The 17,722-nt window shown below is 68.2% G+C and carries 15 protein-coding genes and 3 pseudogenes; 8 read left to right on the forward strand and 10 right to left on the reverse strand.

What is annotated here, in order from left to right:
* Positions 1–82, reverse strand: a pseudogene (locus ACFW9O_RS27455) (electron transfer flavoprotein subunit beta); the annotation flags it as partial.
* Positions 83–190: 108 nt separating this feature from the next.
* On the opposite strand from ACFW9O_RS27455, the gene ACFW9O_RS27460 reads away from it, so the two are divergent.
* The gene (locus ACFW9O_RS27460) at positions 191–934 is read left to right on the forward strand and encodes a TetR family transcriptional regulator (RefSeq protein ID WP_384613003.1); all 744 of its coding nucleotides are present in this window, start codon (positions 191–193) and stop codon (positions 932–934) included.
* An 87-nt stretch (positions 935–1,021) separates the two neighbouring features.
* Here ACFW9O_RS27460 and ACFW9O_RS27465 read toward each other — a convergent pair whose 3' ends face one another.
* Together ACFW9O_RS27465 and ACFW9O_RS27470 are read right to left on the reverse strand one after the other, a co-directional pair.
* A complete protein-coding gene (locus ACFW9O_RS27465; RefSeq protein WP_384613005.1) occupies positions 1,022–1,963 on the reverse strand; it encodes a DUF3048 domain-containing protein in 942 nt (313 codons plus the stop codon).
* A gap of 304 nt (positions 1,964–2,267) precedes the next feature.
* Positions 2,268–4,406, reverse strand: a complete 2,139-nt coding sequence (locus ACFW9O_RS27470; RefSeq protein WP_384613007.1) for a cellulose binding domain-containing protein — start codon at positions 4,404–4,406, stop codon at positions 2,268–2,270.
* Positions 4,407–4,910: 504 nt separating this feature from the next.
* On the opposite strand from ACFW9O_RS27470, the gene ACFW9O_RS27475 reads away from it, so the two are divergent.
* From ACFW9O_RS27475 to ACFW9O_RS27495, 5 genes are all read left to right on the forward strand, one after another.
* On the forward strand, positions 4,911–5,135 hold the full coding sequence (locus ACFW9O_RS27475) for a hypothetical protein (RefSeq protein ID WP_384613009.1): 225 nt from the start codon (positions 4,911–4,913) through the stop codon (positions 5,133–5,135).
* A 43-nt stretch (positions 5,136–5,178) separates the two neighbouring features.
* Positions 5,179–6,384, forward strand: a complete 1,206-nt coding sequence (locus tag ACFW9O_RS27480; protein WP_351179477.1) for a CaiB/BaiF CoA-transferase family protein — start codon at positions 5,179–5,181, stop codon at positions 6,382–6,384.
* A complete protein-coding gene (locus ACFW9O_RS27485; RefSeq protein WP_384613011.1) occupies positions 6,381–7,547 on the forward strand; it encodes an acyl-CoA dehydrogenase family protein in 1,167 nt (388 codons plus the stop codon). The genes ACFW9O_RS27480 and ACFW9O_RS27485 overlap by 4 nt, the downstream gene beginning before the upstream one ends.
* Positions 7,548–7,965: 418 nt before the next feature.
* A complete protein-coding gene (locus tag ACFW9O_RS27490) occupies positions 7,966–8,859 on the forward strand; it encodes a MaoC family dehydratase N-terminal domain-containing protein (protein WP_384613013.1) in 894 nt (297 codons plus the stop codon).
* Between the two features lie 421 nt (positions 8,860–9,280).
* Complete coding sequence (locus ACFW9O_RS27495; RefSeq protein ID WP_384613015.1) at positions 9,281–9,685, forward strand: DUF6896 domain-containing protein; 405 nt, start codon at positions 9,281–9,283, stop codon at positions 9,683–9,685.
* A 4-nt stretch (positions 9,686–9,689) separates the two neighbouring features.
* Here ACFW9O_RS27495 and ACFW9O_RS27500 read toward each other — a convergent pair.
* From ACFW9O_RS27500 to ACFW9O_RS27510, 3 genes and pseudogenes are all read right to left on the reverse strand, one after another.
* A pseudogene (locus tag ACFW9O_RS27500) lies at positions 9,690–9,791 on the reverse strand (IS5/IS1182 family transposase); the annotation flags it as partial.
* A 131-nt stretch (positions 9,792–9,922) separates the two neighbouring features.
* A complete protein-coding gene (locus ACFW9O_RS27505; protein WP_351179489.1) occupies positions 9,923–10,306 on the reverse strand; it encodes a hypothetical protein in 384 nt (127 codons plus the stop codon).
* 309 nt (positions 10,307–10,615) lie between these two features.
* Positions 10,616–11,062 carry a hypothetical protein gene (locus tag ACFW9O_RS27510; RefSeq protein WP_351179492.1) on the reverse strand — a complete coding sequence of 149 codons (447 nt, stop codon included), beginning with the start codon at positions 11,060–11,062 and terminating at the stop codon, positions 10,616–10,618.
* A 429-nt stretch (positions 11,063–11,491) separates the two neighbouring features.
* On the opposite strand from ACFW9O_RS27510, the gene ACFW9O_RS27515 reads away from it, so the two are divergent.
* Complete coding sequence (locus ACFW9O_RS27515) at positions 11,492–12,211, forward strand: DUF3592 domain-containing protein (RefSeq protein WP_384613241.1); 720 nt, start codon at positions 11,492–11,494, stop codon at positions 12,209–12,211.
* A gap of 32 nt (positions 12,212–12,243) precedes the next feature.
* Here the strand turns inward: ACFW9O_RS27515 and ACFW9O_RS27520 are convergent, their stop codons facing one another.
* A complete protein-coding gene (locus tag ACFW9O_RS27520; RefSeq protein WP_384613017.1) occupies positions 12,244–13,419 on the reverse strand; it encodes an epoxide hydrolase in 1,176 nt (391 codons plus the stop codon).
* Positions 13,420–13,501: 82 nt separating this feature from the next.
* On the opposite strand from ACFW9O_RS27520, the gene ACFW9O_RS27525 reads away from it, so the two are divergent.
* The gene (locus ACFW9O_RS27525) at positions 13,502–14,077 is read left to right on the forward strand and encodes a CGNR zinc finger domain-containing protein (protein ID WP_384613242.1); all 576 of its coding nucleotides are present in this window, start codon (positions 13,502–13,504) and stop codon (positions 14,075–14,077) included.
* Between the two features lie 2 nt (positions 14,078–14,079).
* Here the strand turns inward: ACFW9O_RS27525 and ACFW9O_RS27530 are convergent.
* The 3 genes and pseudogenes from ACFW9O_RS27530 to ACFW9O_RS27540 form a co-directional block, all read right to left on the reverse strand.
* Positions 14,080–14,775: pseudogene (locus ACFW9O_RS27530) on the reverse strand (transposase family protein); the annotation flags it as partial.
* A 148-nt stretch (positions 14,776–14,923) separates the two neighbouring features.
* Positions 14,924–15,748 carry an MBL fold metallo-hydrolase gene (locus tag ACFW9O_RS27535; protein WP_384613019.1) on the reverse strand — a complete coding sequence of 275 codons (825 nt, stop codon included), beginning with the start codon at positions 15,746–15,748 and terminating at the stop codon, positions 14,924–14,926.
* Between the two features lie 441 nt (positions 15,749–16,189).
* Entirely contained in the window at positions 16,190–17,554 is a 1,365-nt protein-coding gene (locus ACFW9O_RS27540) for a LuxR C-terminal-related transcriptional regulator (protein ID WP_384613021.1), read from the reverse strand.
* Between the last annotated feature and the right edge of the window lie 168 nt (positions 17,555–17,722).

Genomic DNA, 17,722 nt, shown 5'->3' on the forward strand with positions numbered 1-17,722 from the left:
CCAGGGTCAGGTCATCGGCGAAGTGCCGGTCGCCGGTGGCGTCGGGCACGTACTTCACACAGACAACGATCCTCAAGCTCACGCCGGCTCTCCTAGCTGATGCGGTTCGTGGGACCGACATTATGGCACTCAGTACCCTCATGCAAGGTACGTAGTGCCAATGCTCGTGCTCCGGTGTTACGTTCCCCGCATGACTGAAGCGCGCAGGCGACGCAAGGCGGCAGCCGAACCGGACTCCTCGGATTCCCCCGTCAAGGTGCCGATGCGTGAGGCCCTCGCCGAGGCCGCCTTCCAGCTCTTCCTGGAGCGCGGCTTCGAGCGGACCACGGTGGACGACATCGTTGCGCGGGCGGGCGTGGGGCGTCGTTCGTTCTTCCGGTACTTCCCGTCGAAGGAGGATGCCGTCTTCCCCGACCACGAGCGCTGCCTGGCCGACATGACAGATCTCCTGGACGGACGCGAGGATCCCGATCCCGTCAGTGTGGTGTGCGACGCCGCGCGGCTTGTCATGCGGATGTACGCGGCGAACCCCCAGTTCTCCGTACAGCGCTACGGGCTGACGCGTGAGGTTCCGGGGCTGCGCATGTACGAGCAGTCCGTCGTGCGCCGCTACGAACGCACGCTGGCCGCCTACCTTCGCGGGCGCTGGGCCGAGGCCCCCGAGGGCGGGCTCCGGGCCGACGTGGTGGCCGCCGCGGTCGTGGCCGCCCACAACAACGCGCTGCGGTCATGGCTCCGTTCGGGCGGAGTGGGGGACGCCGAGATCGCCGTGGACCGTGCCCTCGGCCTGGTGCGTGACGTGTGGGGGGAAGCGGCCGGCCGGCCCGCCGGAGGTCGTGAGGCGGAGAGTGATGTGGTCGTCATGGTCGCCCCGAAGGGCGCCCCGATGTGGCGCGTCGTGCAGCAGATCGAGTCCGCCCTCGGTGAAGACTGAGCCAGCAGAAGGAACTCAGTACCTTCGCTGATCGGCACTCGGATCCATACGCGGAAGCTTCGCGCGACCGGGCGGGGCCGCCCCGCGTCACTTCGGTACGAGCACGATCCAGACCTGGCCCCGCGCGAACGTCATCGGCTCGCCGTCCTCGGTGGTGAAGCCGGTCACCGACTCTGCGGTGTTCCGCTCCCATGCCACGTCGTACGACTTGCCGTCACGCAGTACGGCCGCCGAACCGGACCCCACGGTCGTGCTGAAGGGCGAGGTGTTTCCGCCTCGGTCACGGAAGCGGGAATCCTGCACGTCCACGTCCTGAAGGACCACGGTGGCCGCTCCGAGCCGGTCACCGGAGGCCGTACGGGCCGGGGTGCCGTCCATGCTCACCAGCCACCGGTCTTCATTCGCGGACCAGGTGAAGGTGAACCGTGCCGACGGGTACGACACCGTGCGCCCGCTGACGGGAGTACCGCCCGGGGGCGGCGCGGCGAAGCGGAGCCCGATGTCCTCGGCCGCGTTCACCCCGGTGGGGGCGTGCGGGATCTTCTCCGGGCGCAGGTACAGATTGTGCGGTGCGGCGCGGTCCCCGCCGCGGAAATAGGCGTTCGGGGCCTTCGACGGAGGCAGCGCGTCGAGGGGGGCAGCTTCGATCGACGGCTGGAGGGCGGACTGGGCGCCCGAGTACGCGAGCGTGGGATCGTCGAACTGCCGGAGCAGCTCCAGATCCGTCTCGCGCGCGCTGCGTACGGGGCCGATGACGGACGGCACGTCGGAGGAGTAGGCGGCGAGTATGCGGCTGAGGCCTGCCTCCACCTGCTCCACGTAGACGATGTCGGCCTTCTCTAGCCCGGTCGGCGGCCGGGCCGCGGCCACGTTGTCGATCTTCACGGCGAGCACGTCCGCGCGTGCCGCCGCGGATGGCGTCGTGGGAGCTTTCCCCCCTTCGCCCGAGCTGTTGCAGGCCGCCGTGAGGACGAGCGTGAGCGCGGCGAGTGCGGCGGCGGCCGATCTCTTCGTTCCGGAGGTGGGCATGGCTGCCGCCCCTTCCGAGCCGGCTCGGCGGAACGGCACCGGCTCATGTCTTCTGCGGCGATGGTTCTTCCGTCCATCATCACGCAGAAGACCGGCCGGAGCGCCTCGGACGCGGCGTCCGCACCCTCCTGCGCCAAGCCGCCGACCGGCGACGCGTCAGCGCAGTTCGTGAGTCGACGCGTTGGACAGGGCCCTCGCCGTGCCGGGCGGGCCGGAGACGGCGGCTGTAGGCGCGAGGTGCCGGAGCCGTGACAGGTCCGCCCGGGGCAGTTCGTCCTGCCACCGCTCCCGGGCGGACCCGATCTCAACCGACGGAGCAGACAGTGCCGTTGAGGCGGATGGCGGTCGGATCGGGGTTGGGGCCGTCGTTGGCGCCGACGAAGCCGAACGAGGCCGTCGACGCGCCGTCCGGGGCCAACGGTCCGGCGCCCTCCGCCGCGGTCACGCGGACGTGGCGACCGGTCTGATGGAACGTGGCGCTCCAGCCGGAGGACACCGACTGGCCGTCCGTCGGCCAGTCCCAGTCCACGGTCCAGCCCGTGATCGGGGTGTCCGAGAGGTTCCGGACGGTGACCGTGGTCACGAAGCCGTTGCCCCAGCTCGTGTCCCGGTGGAAGGTCAGGGCGCAGGAGGCGTCCGGTGGGGTTCCGGTGGTGAAGGTCAGCGGAACGGACGGGGTGGAGATCCGCCCCGTGGCGTCGGCGGCCAGCACGTTGACCGTGTGGGTGCTGCCCGGCGGCAGGTTCCGCAGGGTCACGGACTTGCCGGTGGCCTCTCCGACCAGCCGGGTGTGTGCGCCGTCCCGCTCCTGGACCAGGTAGCGGGCGGCACCGGCCGCCCCCTCCCACGACAGGCGCGCGGTGGTGTCGGTCACCGCCTCCAGCTTCGGTGTGCCCGGCGCGCCGGCGGCCGAGGCGCCGGCCCCGGTGCCGGGCTGCGGGGTGACCGTGACGGTGAGCATCGCGTACGGCGGCACGGTGACCTGGGAGGCGGACGCCCCACTGCCGGTGACGTCGGTGATGTCACTGTCGCCGCGGGCGTAGCGGCTGACCTCGGGTGCGGCGGCGGACGGGGTGAAGCCCGCGTACTGGAGGTCCACGGTCCGTGCCGTGTCGGGGTCCTTGTTGATGAGCAGGACGCTCAGGCGCCCGTCGCGGCGGTGCACGGCGTGTGCGGAGACGTCCTGGGAGGAGGACGAAGCGGCGACCATGGCGTCGCCGGCGGTGCCCAGTTCGCTGGTCATCTTCATGCCGTAGTAGGGGTGGAACGGCGTGTTCGCCGCCGGTTGGCAGACGTCACCCGTGCAGGAACCGCCGGACAGCATGCCCATGTCGCCGTAGTCGGTTTCGCCGTCGACGGTGGTGATGGCGCCCGGGCCGTTGTGGGTGTTCCACCAGTCGACGTTGAACACACCGTTCTCCAGGGCCGTCATGAAGGCGTCGGCGGCGAACAGGCCGTTGGGGCGGGCGGTGAGCATGGCGCCGCCGGTGTTGGTGTTGACTTCGGTGAGGGCGATGCCGATGCGCGGGGAGTCGGCACCCGCGTGCCGGTCGATCTGGTTGCGCACCTCCCGCAGTTCGCCGGGCAGCCGGGTCAGCCGGGACAGGGCGGCGTCCGCTGAGGTGTCGGAGCCGCCCGCGTACCAGTGGACGCTCACGAAATCGATGACGTCGGTGACTTCGGAGAGCACGGTGTGGTTCCAGTCGCCCGGATCGCCCTCGCCGACGACGCCGTCCGGCCAGTTGCCCGGGGTGGTGAGGACCGCACCGATCTTGATGGTCGGGTCGACGGCCTTCATGGCGGTGGCGTAGGCGCGGACCTGACGGGCGTACTCCCGGGGGCTCTTGTCCGCGTGGTCGTCGTGCTCCCAGCCGCTGCCGTAGTGGCCGTTGCCGTAGATCTCGTTGCCGATCTCCCAGTACTTCGCGTCGTAGTCCTTGGTGACGTTCGCGTACCGGACCCAGCCCGCCGCCTCCTCGGGCGTGCCGGAGCCGTAGTTGGCGATCAGGATCGGCTGCGCGCCGGTGGCGCGGACCGTGCCCATGAAGGCGTCGAAGCCGGTGCCCGGGGCGACGTATCCGCCGGGCGCGGTGTGTGTCTCCCAGTGGTAGATGTCGGCGTACGAACCACCCGGGTAGCGCATCGCCCCGACATCGGCCGTCTTCATGAGGGCGGCGACTTCGGGGTCGTTCATGTGCGAGTCCCAGACAGCGGCGTTGACACCACGGGCGGTGTCGGAGAGCCGGCCGAGCGACGCCTGCGTGTTCACCCGGACACTGACGTCCGCGGCCGACGCCTCCTGCGCGGCGGCGGCGGACGCGGTGCCGGCGGCGCCGAGGGGGGACAGCAGGGCGAGCGTCGCCGCCAGGGCGGCGACGGTGCGTGCGAGGTTACGGGGGCGACCGGCGGGGGCCAGCCCGACAGGTCTCTGCGGCAATGCCATGGGGGTCCTTCCTAGGGGTCGGCGACACGGACTGGTCGACGCGTGCCGGGCAGGCGGTAGGTACGGACGGACGGACGGGCGGTGCGGACGAGCGGGCGTCGGCCCGGCGGCATGATGCTGCTCTCGGGCGCGGGGAACAGACGGTGCGCAGGTGCTGCGGCGGAGCGTGGGCACGGGGGCGGCGCGGTGCATTGCGGTCGTGCACGGTGGGACTGCCCGGATTCCGAGATGGGAGCGCTCCCATGATGGGAGGGGGGTGATGTTCTGTCAACGGACGGGACCGTTGAACCGAGTGGCCTTGACGGGCTTCGGCCCACCGGGAATGCTCGCCTCCGGCTGCGGCACGAAGTTGTTGCGGCTCGACACCTTGCGTTGTCCGACAGGTCGTGGGGCGCAGCCACGTCGGTGGTGAAGTTGTTCAGCTCGGCATCGCGGCAGTGATGCCGTCGCGGCTGGGATCGCTTGCCTTGCAAGCACCTTGAGCACGCCGACGATGGTCGCGCCATGGGCCATACCGACCTGGAGGGCCTGATTCACCTTGTCCTGCGGGTACTTGGCGTTGCAGTCCTTCACCGCTTTTTGATTGCGCGGACCGCCCCGACGTCGCCGGCCGACGAGGCGTACGACGCCCAGATGGCCATCGCTCAGGCCGCCTTCGACTCCGAGGATGTCGACGAAGGCACCCGCGCCTTCGCCGAGAAGCGTGCTCCGGTGTGGAAGGGTCGCTGACCGGCCGCCCTCTCCGCCCCCTCGGAATGACAGGAGCTACTCCATGACCCCTCTGCCTCTTGAGGGCATCACCGTCGTCAGCCTCGAACAGGCAGTCGCCGCACCCTTCGCCACCCGCCAGCTCGCCGATCTCGGGGCCCGCGTGATCAAGGTGGAGCGTCCGGGTGGCGGCGACTTCGCGCGCAGGTACGACACCACGGTGCACGGTGAGGCAAGCTATTTCGTCTGGCTCAACCGCTCCAAGGAGTCGTTGTCCCTCGACGTGAAGACAGGTAAGGGCAGCGAAATCCTCCACCGCCTGCTGGCCGACGCCGATGTGTTCGTGCAGAACCTCGCCCCGGGTGCGGCCGCTCGCCTGGGCCTGGACGCCGAGAGCCTCGCGCTCTCGTACCCATCGTTGATCAGCTGCTCCGTCACCGGTTTCGGCAGCGGCAGTTCCTGGTCGTCCCGCAAGGCGTACGACCTGCTGATGCAGTGCCAGACAGGGTTGGTCTCGATCACGGGCACTCCCGACGAGGTCGCCAAGGCCGGCATCTCGGTGGCCGACATCGCCGCCGGTATGTACGCGTACTCCGGCATTCTCACCGCGCTGTTCACCCGGGCCACCACCGGGCAGGCCCACCCCGTCGAGGTCTCGCTGTTCGACGCCCTCGGCGAGTGGATGGCTCAGCCGGCCTACTACACCCGCTACGGCGGCACACAACCTCCACGGGTCGGCGCCCAGCACGCCACGATCGCCCCGTACGGCCCCTTCGTCGCGGCCGACGGCAAGGACGTCCTGCTGGCCATCCAGAACGAGCGCGAGTGGGTCTCGCTGTGCGCAACGGTCCTGGAACAGCCCGAACTGGCCGACGACCCCCGCTTCGCGACCGGATCGGCCCGTGTCGCCCACCGAGCCGAGCTGAACGCTGTCGTCGAGGCCCGCTTCGCGACCCTCGGCAGCGACGAGGCCATGAAGCTGCTCGACCGCGCCAACATCGCCAATTCATCGGTCAACACCGTGGACGACTTCCTCGATCACCCCGTCCTCGTCGAGCGCGACCGCTGGCGTCCTCTGGACATCCCGGGCGCTACCGTCCAGGCACTGCTGCCGCCCGTACAGCTCGGCACCGTTCCTGCCCGGATGGACCCGGTACCGGCCGCGGGCGAACACACCGAGGCCATCCTCACGGCACTCGGGTACGACGCGGACGACATCGCCGCACTGCGCGCGGACGGCACCACAGACAAGGAGCGCACCCAGTCATGAGTACCCTCGACATCCTGTCCGCCGACGAGCGGCTGATCGTCGGCACCGTCCAGGAGTTCGTCGACAAGCAGGTCAAGCCCGTCGTCCGGGAACTGGATCACACCAACACCTACCCGGAAGCCCTCATCGAGCACATGAAGGAGATGGGCATCTTCGGGCTGGCGGTCCCCGAGGAGTTCGGCGGCACCCCGGTCTCCACCCCCTGTTACGTTCTGATCGCCGAGGAGCTCGCCCGCGGCTGGATGACCCTGACCGGGGCGATGGGCGGGCACACCGTCGTCGCCAAGCTCCTGCAGATCTACGGCACCCAGGAGCAGAAGGAGCGCTACCTGCCGAGAATGGCGACCGGCGAGGTGCGGGCCACCATGGCGCTCACCGAGCCCGGAGGCGGATCCGACCTGCAGGCCATGCGGACCGTCGCGCGCCGTGACGGCGATGGCTACGTCATCGATGGTTCCAAGACGTGGATCACCAACTCGCGTCGCTCGCAGCTCATCGCCCTGCTCTGCAAGACCGACCCGCAGGCCGAGCCCAAGCACCGCGGCATTTCCATTCTCCTCGTGGAGCACGGCCCGGGTCTGACCGTCTCCCGCGATCTCCCCAAGCTCGGCTACAAGGGCATCGAGAGCTGCGAGTTGGTCTTCGATGAGTACCGGGCCGGAGCTGACTCCGTGCTCGGCGGTGTGGACGGCAAGGGCTTCGGCCAGATGATGAAGGGCCTGGAGACCGGACGCCTCAACGTCGCCGCCCGCGCGCTGGGCGTGGGGCGTGCCGCCCTGGAGGACTCGCTGCGCTACGCCCAGGAGCGGGAGTCGTTCGGTCAGCCGATCTGGCAGCACCAGTCCGTAGGCAACTACCTTGCGGACATGGCCACTTCGCTGACCGCGGCCCGGCAGCTCACCCTGCACGCCGCCCGAGAGGCGGACGCAGGCCGGCGCATCGACATGGAGGCGGGCATGGCCAAGCTGTTCGCCTCCGAGACGGCCATGCAGATCGCGCTCAACGCCGTCCGTATCCATGGCGGCTACGGCTACTCCACCGAATTCGACGTCGAGCGCTACTTCCGTGACGCACCGCTGATGATCGTCGGTGAGGGCACCAACGAGATCCAGCGCAATGTGATTGCCCGTCAGCTCATCAGTCGGGGCGGCCTAGACGTGTGACGACCTCTGCTCCGAGGCTATCGGCCACACGGCGCTGTCCGTCGGTTCCCGGAGCCACGCCAAGGGGACGATCGTCAGGTGATGTCGCTGCCATGGCCGTACGCCTCGGAGGATCTTGACGGCGTGGCCCCACGCGAAGTCCGAGCACGGCCGACAGCGGGTACGGTCACATTCATGGCGGCAGTTCGGTTCCCTCCTCCCGGTGCCCGGCACGACGGAGGTCGGACCGAGCGAGGCGAAGGCGGGATCCCGCCATAGGCCCGTAGAGCCGGGTCGGTTCCGGTCCCCGGCGGTGGTCGCCGCCCGACGTGACCGGCCCGCACTCTCGTGAAAGCCCGAGCGCACCGGCTGCCCCCGCGCGCCTCCTGATGCGCGGCCCCGCGGACGGGGCACGCGCCGCACCGGATCGGAAACCGAATTGGACCCCGACACCTCGCAGGACAAGCCTGGTCTCGCCCACTACCTGAATGCATGGAGCCCGGCCCCCGTTGTCGCGCACGACGACCTGTCCCCGGCGCCCGTCTCCGCGCTCGCCGCCGTTCTCGACCAGGCGCCGCCGGTCACAGCGGCGGGTCAGGCACTGCCACCGCTGTGGCACTGGCTGCACTTCCTGGAATGGCCCGCCCAGGCCGAGCTCGGCGAGGACGGCCACCCCACACGCGGACACTTCCTGCCGCCGATCCCCGGCCGCAGGCGCATGTTCGCCGGCGGTCGCGCAGAGTTCCGCGCCCCGCTGCTGGCCGGTGTTCCCGCCGAGCGCAGGAGCAGCCTCGCCAAGGTCGAGATCAAGCAGGGGCGCACCGGCGAGATGGCGTTTGTGACGGTGCGACAGGAAATCAGCCAGGAAGGACGGCTGAGCGTCGTGGACGAGCAGGACTTCGTCTACCGCAGCGGCGACGACGAGCGTCACGCCACCGGGGTCGAGCTCGACCCTGCCGACGCCGAGCCCTCCGAAGCGGCCTGGCAACTGGCGCTACGCCCCGGGCCCCCGCTCCTCTTCCGGTTCAGCGCACTGACCGCCAACGCGCACCGCATCCACTACGACGCTCCGTATGCGCAGGGTGTGGAGGGCTACCCCGGGCTGGTCGTGCACGGCCCTCTACTGGTGCTCCTCATGCTGGAACCGGCCCGCCGCGAAGCCCCCGGACGCGCCGTGCGGACGGTCTCGTACCGTCTGCGCAAGCCGGTCTTCGCCGGTGAGCACCTACGTGCCCTTGCCGACCCGGCTACGACGGGGGACGGCACCACCAGCGTGCGCGTCGCGACCCGCCGCGACGAGCAGCACGCGACCGCCGAGGTGACCTTCGCCTGACGCAGCCGAATTTTCTCACCATGCGCCTGGCCGCAGCCAGGCCACCGCTCACTCCCACGTGGTCGACCAGCCGGCCGACGGTGGTGACCGTCGTACGCATCCACGCCTAGTGCTCTCTGACCGGGAAGGTGTGCCGCGGTGGCGCTCGGGCCTACATGCACATATCCACCGTGCCCAGTGAACGTGCCAAAGACCGGAAGCTCCAGAGCTTGGAGGACGCCGGCATTGCGGCCGAGGCGCTCATCGTGTCTCTGAGGCCATTCGACCAGCGGGTGAAGGGCTTGGCCAGCGCGGTGGGCCGGGTACTGGACGTCTCGACGGCGAAGTCCTCGTCCTCAACGGCTCAGAATGCCGTCCTGCGGCGACACTGGCGGCCCATGGAACAATCCCTACAGCCGCAGGCTCAGGGGAGTGACGTCGTATGGAACGGGTCGAAGCTGCACGAGACCTCGTGCTCGGCTACGTCCGCGCTCTGAAGACGATTGACGAGGCCATGAGGGTAGCCATCCCCTCGCTTGAGCGACTGGCAGATTTCCTCGGTCTGGTCCGTTCTCGCCGGACCCTCAGCCGGAGTGGGCACGTCGGCACCTACTCCTACAAGGTTCATGGGGCAGGGTGCTGCTTCGTGAGCGACAACGGCATTGAGGTCGATGTGGACTTCGCAGCCGACGGGAGGGAACTCTTCGATCTTTGGCGGCTGCGCTGGTATGGGCTGAGCCTGCCGAAGCCTCTTGACGTCACGGATGAGGACCTGCGGTACGCAGTGCAGTCGCTACAACCGCTCTTGACCGAGGTGCGGCCGGGGTGGTTCAGCGTAGTCAGCTGATCGCTCAGGCTGAGGTTCGTAGACGGCGGAGGCCTTTGAGGCTGCAGGCCAGCTCGAGCAGGCCCTGGTGGAGATCGGCGCGTCGTTCGCAGCGGGTGCGGAGCCGAGCCGAATGGGCTGGTAAAAGTGCTAGGCCGAAGCAGCGTGGTTGTGGCCCAGGAGGCAGGCTACTTGTCACAGTCGTTCAATCGGCAGCCTTCCTGTCACCCGTCGAGGGATGCTCATCCGGTCGGTCGGTTACGGAGCTGCCTTGCGGAAGAGAGACAGCAGGGTCCGGGCCGGCAGGGTGTCCGGGTCGAAGAACTGCGTGCCCAGAGCGGGCGGCACCGCCGTTCCCTGCATGCGGACCTCGTGGCAGGTGAAGCAGAACGCCGCCTCGAACAGCGCCAGATCGAGAGCGTCCTCGTACGCCCGGACGCTCCAGCCCGGTGAGAAGCCGCAGCGTTGTTGTTCACTGCCGGGCAGGCTCTCGATCAGGGCTAGGGCGGCGGCGGCCTCGCTCCCGGCCCAGTGGGCAACTGCCGTGCCGGGGTACGGGACATCCCGCCTGGTGGGAAGGGCGGAGATCCGTACGACCTCGATCAGCGCGGTGGCGGTAACGGCTTCGGTGGGGAGCTGCATGAATGCAGTCTGCCCGCCCGGTCAGCCGCCCCGGGTAAGGGGTACAGACACCTTCGGCAGGCGCAGGCCAGTGTCACTCGATCCTACCCACCGCGGAAGTCGCACCGAATCAGCCACGGACGCGAAGTGACAACCCGCTTGCCTTGGTGACAACCATCGCGCTTCGGCTCGGCCGGTCACCCGATCAGTGGCCACTCTGAAAGAGCTCACTGCCTCAAGACCTACGAACAACGCGCCTTCGCGCCGACGGCTCTGTCCCCGGAAGCGCCGATAACTCAGACATAGTCAAGGCCGCTGATGGCTTGCCGCTCACCCGCCTGCCCTGTCCGCTCCGGTTGCTTGGCTCAGCTGGGCGGCGAGACGGACGGCGGTCTTCTCCCCGGCTCGCTGCCTGATCAGACCCTCTTTGGCAGCTGCACGAAGCCAGACCTCCGAGCTGCCCCCATCGGCCTTCAGTACTCGCGCGGTCACCACTACGGGATTCAGACCGCCGGCACCGCCGCTGGCGACGATGCGGATAGTTTCGTCCTCACCAAGGCGAACTGGCACGGTCTCAATGACGTGACCCGCCCTCCCGAGCACACCGAAGACGCGTTTCATCGCATCGTCGAAAGGCAAGGGAACAAGCAGATCGACCTCATGGACGTTCTTCCTCATCAGCTTGGCCACCACCCGGACCAAGCGACCACTACCCCCACTCACTGCGCCGAGAGCAGCAAGCTCCTCAGCCAAGATCTGGTCTTCGCTCTGACCCATGGACCCACACCCTCACCGACAGACCGCTCCTACCGGGCGACCACATGCTGTTCCGCCTGGCAGACCATCGTGACGTATGCCGATCGTTGAAGCACGCCTCGGCTTGCCGTCACTCCGACCAGGCAGACGGCTTGACGTCCAGGTCCAGCAGGGCGGCGCGGCGAAGCTCGGTCAGCCCGTGGCCTTGTCGTCGAGGTCGCGGGGACCCAGCGGGGACACCCCCGAAGGCCGAGGTGACGAAGGTGCCCACCGCCGTGCCCTCAGTCAGGAGACGCGGGCTTCGGACCTGCTCCTGCTCCCGCATCCGTCCCTGAGCGTGCGCCTGCTGAGTGCGAACCAGCCTCGTGCCGTCGAGCGTGCAACTGTTCCCGGCTGCGGACTGTCTCTGAAGACGAGTGCGACGGCGAAGGGAGCACGGCGTTGGCCGAAGTGAAGCCCTCCGATTCAGGGCAAGATTTCCCGGCTCTGAGCTGGTCGACGGTCTTTGTAGCGGTGTTCCTGGTGGCCTGGCTCGCCTTTTCGCCGTTCCATATCATCTGGATGTTCGTCGTCCCAGGGACTGCGCTCGCCCTCCTCAAGATGCTGCGCCGGCTGGTGGCGCGCCATCCCGCTTCCCGTATCGACCGCTGGTGCCGCGCTAACGCGACTCCCGCGCTGTTCCTGGGCCATATGCGACGTGGCGGGAACCGGGCGTGGCTGCACGATGCTCGGTGGCGGGCTGCCCGAGGGGCCGGCATGTTCGCCATCATGTGCACGATTGCTGTGTGCTTCATGGGCTGGGATGCATGGAAGGAGGACCAAGCGCTGAACCATCTGCGCAGCCGTGGCCAGGAAGTCACTGCCACGGTTGTTTCGGTCACCGGGTCGTCGGATGCCGATGAAGCGCTGCATGTCGACGTGCGGTTCGAGACGCAGTCAGGACCGGAACGTACGAACCTGGATCTTGAAGGTGACTCCGTCGGTTCGAAACCGGGGGACCAACTGACGGTCGTCTACGATCCGGTGCGCCCCGGCACTGTCAGGCTTCCCTCGCAGCTCGACGGACGTGCCATCGGCGGTTCGGTGACGGGCATGGTCGTCTTCACGCTGCTGGCACTCCTCGTCCTGGCGCTCGCGATACGGGACGGGCTGCGGGCCGGTAAACGGTGATGTCGAACGCTGCTGCTTCGGTGCGCCCTGGTTCACCGATGAGCGGCGGCCAGCACAGCCGCGAGGCCCTCTTGCAGGTCTTTGACGAAATACTCGGGAACCTCCAGCGACGGGAAATGCCCCCCGACTTCGGGTGTCTTCCAGCGCACGATCTGTCGGTACCGCTCCTGAGCCCAGGGGCGTGGGCACTTCTCGACGTCGCGGGGATACATGGTGAGTGCCGACGGGACGTCGACCCGAAGTTCGGGGTCCAGCGAGTTGTGGCTCTCGTAGTAGATGCGAGCCGCCGATGCGCCGGTCCGCGTCAGCCAGTACAGGGTGACGTCATCGAGAATGCGGTCTCTGGAGATCCTCTCGAACGGGCTGTCCTCGGTGTCCGACCACTCGGCGAACTTGTCAAGGATCCAGGCAAGAAGCCCGACCGGCGAGTCGACGAGCGAGTAGCCGATGGTCTGCGGTCGGGTCGCCTGCTGCTTCGCGTACGCCGCGTGGTGACGCCAGAAATCGCGGGTCTCCTCGGTCCACCTGCGCTCGACCGCCGTCAGTCCGTCCGTGGTCAACCCGGGCGGCGCCTCCGCGAACGTGGTGTGGATGCCGAGAACCTGTGCCGGGAACCTGCCGCCGAGGACCGTGGTGATGTTGCCTCCCCAGTCGCCGCCATGGGCCACGAACTTGTCGTAGCCGAGCCTCCCCATCAGCTCCACCCATGCGGCCGCGATCTTCTCGGTTCCCCATCCGGTGATGGCAGGCTTGTCGCTGTACCCGAAGCCGGGTAGCGACGGGACCACGACGTGGAATGCCGGCGCGTCCGCAGCCTTCGGATCTGCCAGCTCGTCCGCTACATCGATGAACCGAACGATGCTGTCCGGCCAGCCGTGCGTCAGGAGCAGAGGAGTGGCATCCGCGCGTGCGGACCGGCGGTGCAGGAAGTGGATTCCCAGATCATCAATGGTCGTACGGAACTGGCCGATCCGGTCGAGACGCTCTTCGAGCGACCGCCAGTTGTAACCGGTGCGCCAGTAGTTCACGACGTCGACGAGGTCGGCGAGAGGAACGCCCTGCTCCCACCGGCGAGGGCCGGACGCGGCGCGAGGGACCGTCTCGGCCTCCGGCAGTCGTGCTGCGGCCAATCGCGCGCGCAGATCGTCGAGGTCAGCGTCAGTTGCGTGAGCTTTCCATGCTTGCACGTCGTTGGTTAGGCGGGGCATGACACCTCCTGGCCATCGAGGAACCGGCTTAGCCGGTTCTAGCATGCCTTGTCCTCGGCGTGCAACCGGCTAAGGTGGTTCCATGCCTGCTGGCTTCCCTGACTTTCGCCTCGGTAACGTGCTGGCGACCAGCTTCACGGCGACTCTGACGGAGCGTCATGGCGATGCTGTCGAGCGCATTCCCGTGCCCCACCGACTCATCGACTGGCTGGCAGTGAACGGCCTCGCCGTGGACTCGTGCGCCACTGCCCAGCTCGACCTCGCTCGGGAGCTGAGGGAGTCGATCCACGCTGCCGCGACAGCGGCCGCGATCCACGAGGCCCTCCCTGTGTCTGCTGTCCACGTCATCAATGACTGCAGCGCTCGGGGGCGGGCCGCGGCCATCCTGACGCCCGAGGGCAAGCGGCGATGGCGGCTCAACTCGGCTTCCTGCGTGGAAGATGCCCTCGGTGTGATCGCCGCCGACGCGATCAGCATCCTGGCAGGCGAAAGAGACGGAAAGCTGGCCCTGTGCGCATCGCCGACCTGCCAGGCCGCCTTCTTCGACACCAGCCAGAGTCGTACGCGCAAATGGTGCGACATGAACACGTGCGGGAATCGGCAGAAGAAGGCGCGCTTCCAGGCCAAGGAGCGCAAGAATTTGAGATCGGCGGAGTGATCGCTGCAGTGGAGTTTCCGCAGGAGCCGCCGGCCCTTGAGGGTGGCCATGGCCTGGCCGCCAAGGCAACGGATCTTGGCGTGGGTGGTGTTGTGGCGGCGCTTCCACTGCTTGAGGCGACGGCCCCGAAAACGGGACCCGGACGTGCCCACCGGCTCCTTGGTACGCCTTGTCCGCGCAGCACTTGAGGCCCGCTGTGGCGAGGGCGTCGTTGATCCCGTGCTGCCGGGCGGCGGTCAGATCGTGGGTCGAGCCGGGAGAACTGGCGAGGCCCAGAGCAGCCGTCTGAACGGATCAGTGAGGACCTGGACGTTCATGCCGTGGCGTTGGTGTTTCCCTGAGTAGTACGGGGTGTCGGCGGCGATGCGGTCGATGGGCAGCAGGGTGCCGTCGAGGATGAGGAACATCTTGGCCCGGATGGTCTTCATCGCCTCGCTCAAGGTCGGGGCGAGGGTGGCCAGAACCTCGATGGCTTCACGTTTGTAGCGGTAGACGGTGGCGATCCCGATGCCGAACCCAGCTGCGAGCTGGGCGTAGGTGTCACCGCACCACAGGTGGGCCAGGGCGAGCAGGGGCTGACGTGCCACGGGAAGCCGCCGTCACCGCGTCGCGATGTCCCGACGCCTGGCCGTCAGTTGTCCGGCGAGGTACCGCAGGGTGCGGGTGGACAAGTCGATCGAGGACGGGTAGGCAAGCACGCGAAGCTCCTGGACGACACGGGTGATCTTGGTCGAGAACCCGCCTGCCAGGAGCTTCGTAGTTGCGCAGAACGGTCCAACTCGCCTTCAGCGCCGCCAGCTCAGAAGAGGCTCACTGGCAGGGGTGCCTTGTGGCGGAAGCAGCTCTCTAGTCAGGCGTCCCTTCGCGCTTGCTTCGTCGGGCGAGGTCGCTGGCCTGCCCTTCGTGAATGTCGCTTGCCCACTCCCAGCCGGGTTTGGGCGATACGACCCGCGGGTCGCTGGAAACGCGGGCATCACGTAGGTCCTCCACATACGCTCGATCCAATGTGATCCTCGCGCGTACCTCATCATTCCTGGCGACGGACCCATGTCCGGGGATGAGGACATCGACGTCGTCCGCTACGCCCTCAAGCAGCCTTAGCCCGACGAGGTAGTCCTCAATCGGGTTATCGGTGTCGTCGAGCATGGGAACGAAGACGTCGGAGAGCATGTCGCCGGCGATGAGAACTCGGCGTTCTTCGATCAACAGGGCCGCATGGCCCGGGGCATGCGCCGGATGCTCAATGATCCGCACCTCAGGGCCGTCCCAAGGAAGCTGCGCGGTTTCAGCGGGCAGACCAGTGATGAGGCCGTACTGGTCGAGCGGTGTGTCCTCGGCGATCTCTGGCGGCAGCCCCTCGGTGACGCTGGTCTTCCAGTCCGCGTTCGACAACACATCCTGCATAAAGTCCGCGCAGCGGGCTGTGCCGTAACGAGGCGCTTTACCAAGTTCGGCGTGCCAGAGCACGTGATCCCAATCAGGATGCGTCGAGAACCCTGCCGCCACGGGCTGGCCCAGCCCACGCAGGTCGTTCGCCAAGCAGGTCATCTCGGCACCGGTAATCCCGGCGTCTACGAGTAGCACGCCGTCCCTGCCCTGCACGACAACGGTGTTGTTCTCGAGCAACTCACTCTGGTGGATCAGCACACCCTCGGCGACTTGCTTCAACATGGGTTCCCTCCCCGCTTGATGTCCGCACCCTGTCAGAGGGTCTGGCGCACATCAAAACAACGGGACGGGGTGTGTGTGATGGCGACACCCTACGGCGAGACCATCCGTGGAGACTTTCTCAGTGCTGATCCCGTGTCAGCTGAGGTCCCTGAGAGACTCAGCGACTGGCGGTCAGCCCATCCAGAAACGCCAGCGAGGGTGAGGCGGTTCGCAGTTGCCCGAGGCGACGGCTTGCCAGTATCCGCGATCCATGGCTTCCTGCTGCTGTTCCGGCTCGGATCCCAGTGTGATTATCCCGTAGGTGCAGCTCGGACGGACGTCCTGTGCGGCAAACCAGCCGAGGGCGCCAGCGGCAACGGCTGTGAATGTGCAGGCGACGAGGAGGAGCTGACGGGTGCCAGCAGGTATGGGAGGGATCACGGGCACATCGTACTGAGTACATCACTGACCTTGGCCGGGAGGCCGTATACCCGGCCCTTGGGGCGGTGACGGCACGCTCCTGCGTCCTCGCGCTGCTGTGAGACGTGAGTACCTGCCGGCCGTACGGCAATGCCCTGTTGGTAGCCGCCGACCTGGTTGCCCCGATCCATGGTGACCACCCGCTCTCCCAATCTGTGACGGCGTCAACCACTCACGAAGCGCAGACGTCCGGACTCGAGTCGGAGCGGTCCCTTCGACGGGGGTACCGGTCTGCCTTCGGGGCCGCAGGCCGGTAGTGCTCGGCGAACAACCGTGCAACGAGTTCTCCTCGGCTGGAGACTTCCATCTTGCCGAAGACGGCCTTGACGTGGTCGCGCACGGTGTGGGGGAGATGAACAGCGTCGAGGCGATCTCTATGGTGGGCAGCCCGCGTGTGATGAGCTGCGTGATCTCCAGCTCGCGCGGCGTGAGACCGTACGCGTCGGCGATGATCACCGCCCGGTCGGCGGCGGCCACCGGCTCGATGATGAGCGCCACGGGACCGGGTCGCCCGGCGGGGCCGCTGAGGCAGGAGGCGTGGCAGGTCAGCCATCGGCCGTCAACCGTTCGGATGCGTACGCGCGCGAGGCCCGCCCGCTCGCGGCCCCGGGCGATCGCCTGGGCCTGAAGCGCGGTGGCGACCACCCAGATTGGGAGCCGCAGACCCAACTGCGAGGGGATCGAGGGCCCTTGAGGGAGCTGCGAGAGATGTCGGCGCGCCTCTTCGTTGATCGAAGTCGGCTCACCGGAGGGACCGAAGAGGACCAGTCCGGGTGCGGGTGCGTCGGTTCCGGCGGAGGACGCGGACGGGCGGGCGAACCGCCGGAGCAGCGAGGCCAGCGGACCGGACAGACCGGCGAGCAGTGTCGTCTCGACCGGGCCGAACGGGGCGCCACCGCGCATGCGGAACAGGCTCACCACGGCCCACGGCCGGTCGCCGACCCTCAGGACGGCCCGTAGCTCGTCGTCCACCCCCCGGCTCCCGAGCAGCCGCCGGAAGTGCGCGCTGCGCGTGGGCAGGTCGCCCGTGGCCACGCGCAGCCCGGCCGCCGGAACCGCGGCGCGGGCCAGGTCCCGAAACGGTACGACGTTCTCCTCCAAGAGTTCGCTTTCCCAGTATGCGGCACAGCCTTCGCCGGAGCCGAGGTCCTCCACCAGCATCGGTGCGGTGATGAGACCGGTCTCCGGATCGGTGGCCGCCCATACGGCGGAGTCGAACGGCATGAGCCGTCGCAGCTTCGTGGACGTGCGTCTGAACAGCTCGAGTGTGTCGGTGGCCCGCTCCGCACCCGACAGCACCTTTGCGTGAGCTGACAGTGCCTCGGCCCGGCGGCGCGCATCGGACATGGTGATCTCCCGTGGTCTGGATGCAGGCCAGCCTGCCCGCCCGACTTCCAGGCGCCAACCCCCCGTTTGAGGGGGACCCTTGCGGTCGGTCACCGATCGCGGGGGATGGGGGCGGGGCCAGGCGGCGACGAGGCTCAAGGAGGCCGCGGCTTCTGCCGGCGGCGTCCT

Source organism: Streptomyces sp. NPDC059499, from assembly GCF_042749285.1.
In the GTDB taxonomy this organism is placed as follows: domain Bacteria; phylum Actinomycetota; class Actinomycetes; order Streptomycetales; family Streptomycetaceae; genus Streptomyces.

Coding starts and splice junctions, on each gene's coding strand:
- ACFW9O_RS27460 (WP_384613003.1), top strand. CDS start 191: ATGACTGAAGCGCGCAGGCGACGCAAGGCGGCAGCCGAACCGGACTCC.
- ACFW9O_RS27465 (WP_384613005.1), bottom strand. CDS start 1,963: ATGCCCACCTCCGGAACGAAGAGATCGGCCGCCGCCGCACTCGCCGCG.
- ACFW9O_RS27470 (WP_384613007.1), bottom strand. CDS start 4,406: ATGGCATTGCCGCAGAGACCTGTCGGGCTGGCCCCCGCCGGTCGCCCC.
- ACFW9O_RS27475 (WP_384613009.1), top strand. CDS start 4,911: ATGGGCCATACCGACCTGGAGGGCCTGATTCACCTTGTCCTGCGGGTA.
- ACFW9O_RS27480 (WP_351179477.1), top strand. CDS start 5,179: ATGACCCCTCTGCCTCTTGAGGGCATCACCGTCGTCAGCCTCGAACAG.
- ACFW9O_RS27485 (WP_384613011.1), top strand. CDS start 6,381: ATGAGTACCCTCGACATCCTGTCCGCCGACGAGCGGCTGATCGTCGGC.
- ACFW9O_RS27495 (WP_384613015.1), top strand. CDS start 9,281: ATGGAACGGGTCGAAGCTGCACGAGACCTCGTGCTCGGCTACGTCCGC.
- ACFW9O_RS27505 (WP_351179489.1), bottom strand. CDS start 10,306: ATGCAGCTCCCCACCGAAGCCGTTACCGCCACCGCGCTGATCGAGGTC.
- ACFW9O_RS27510 (WP_351179492.1), bottom strand. CDS start 11,062: ATGGGTCAGAGCGAAGACCAGATCTTGGCTGAGGAGCTTGCTGCTCTC.
- ACFW9O_RS27520 (WP_384613017.1), bottom strand. CDS start 13,419: ATGCCCCGCCTAACCAACGACGTGCAAGCATGGAAAGCTCACGCAACT.
- ACFW9O_RS27525 (WP_384613242.1), top strand. CDS start 13,502: ATGCCTGCTGGCTTCCCTGACTTTCGCCTCGGTAACGTGCTGGCGACC.
- ACFW9O_RS27535 (WP_384613019.1), bottom strand. CDS start 15,748: ATGTTGAAGCAAGTCGCCGAGGGTGTGCTGATCCACCAGAGTGAGTTG.
- ACFW9O_RS27540 (WP_384613021.1), bottom strand. CDS start 17,554: ATGTCCGATGCGCGCCGCCGGGCCGAGGCACTGTCAGCTCACGCAAAG.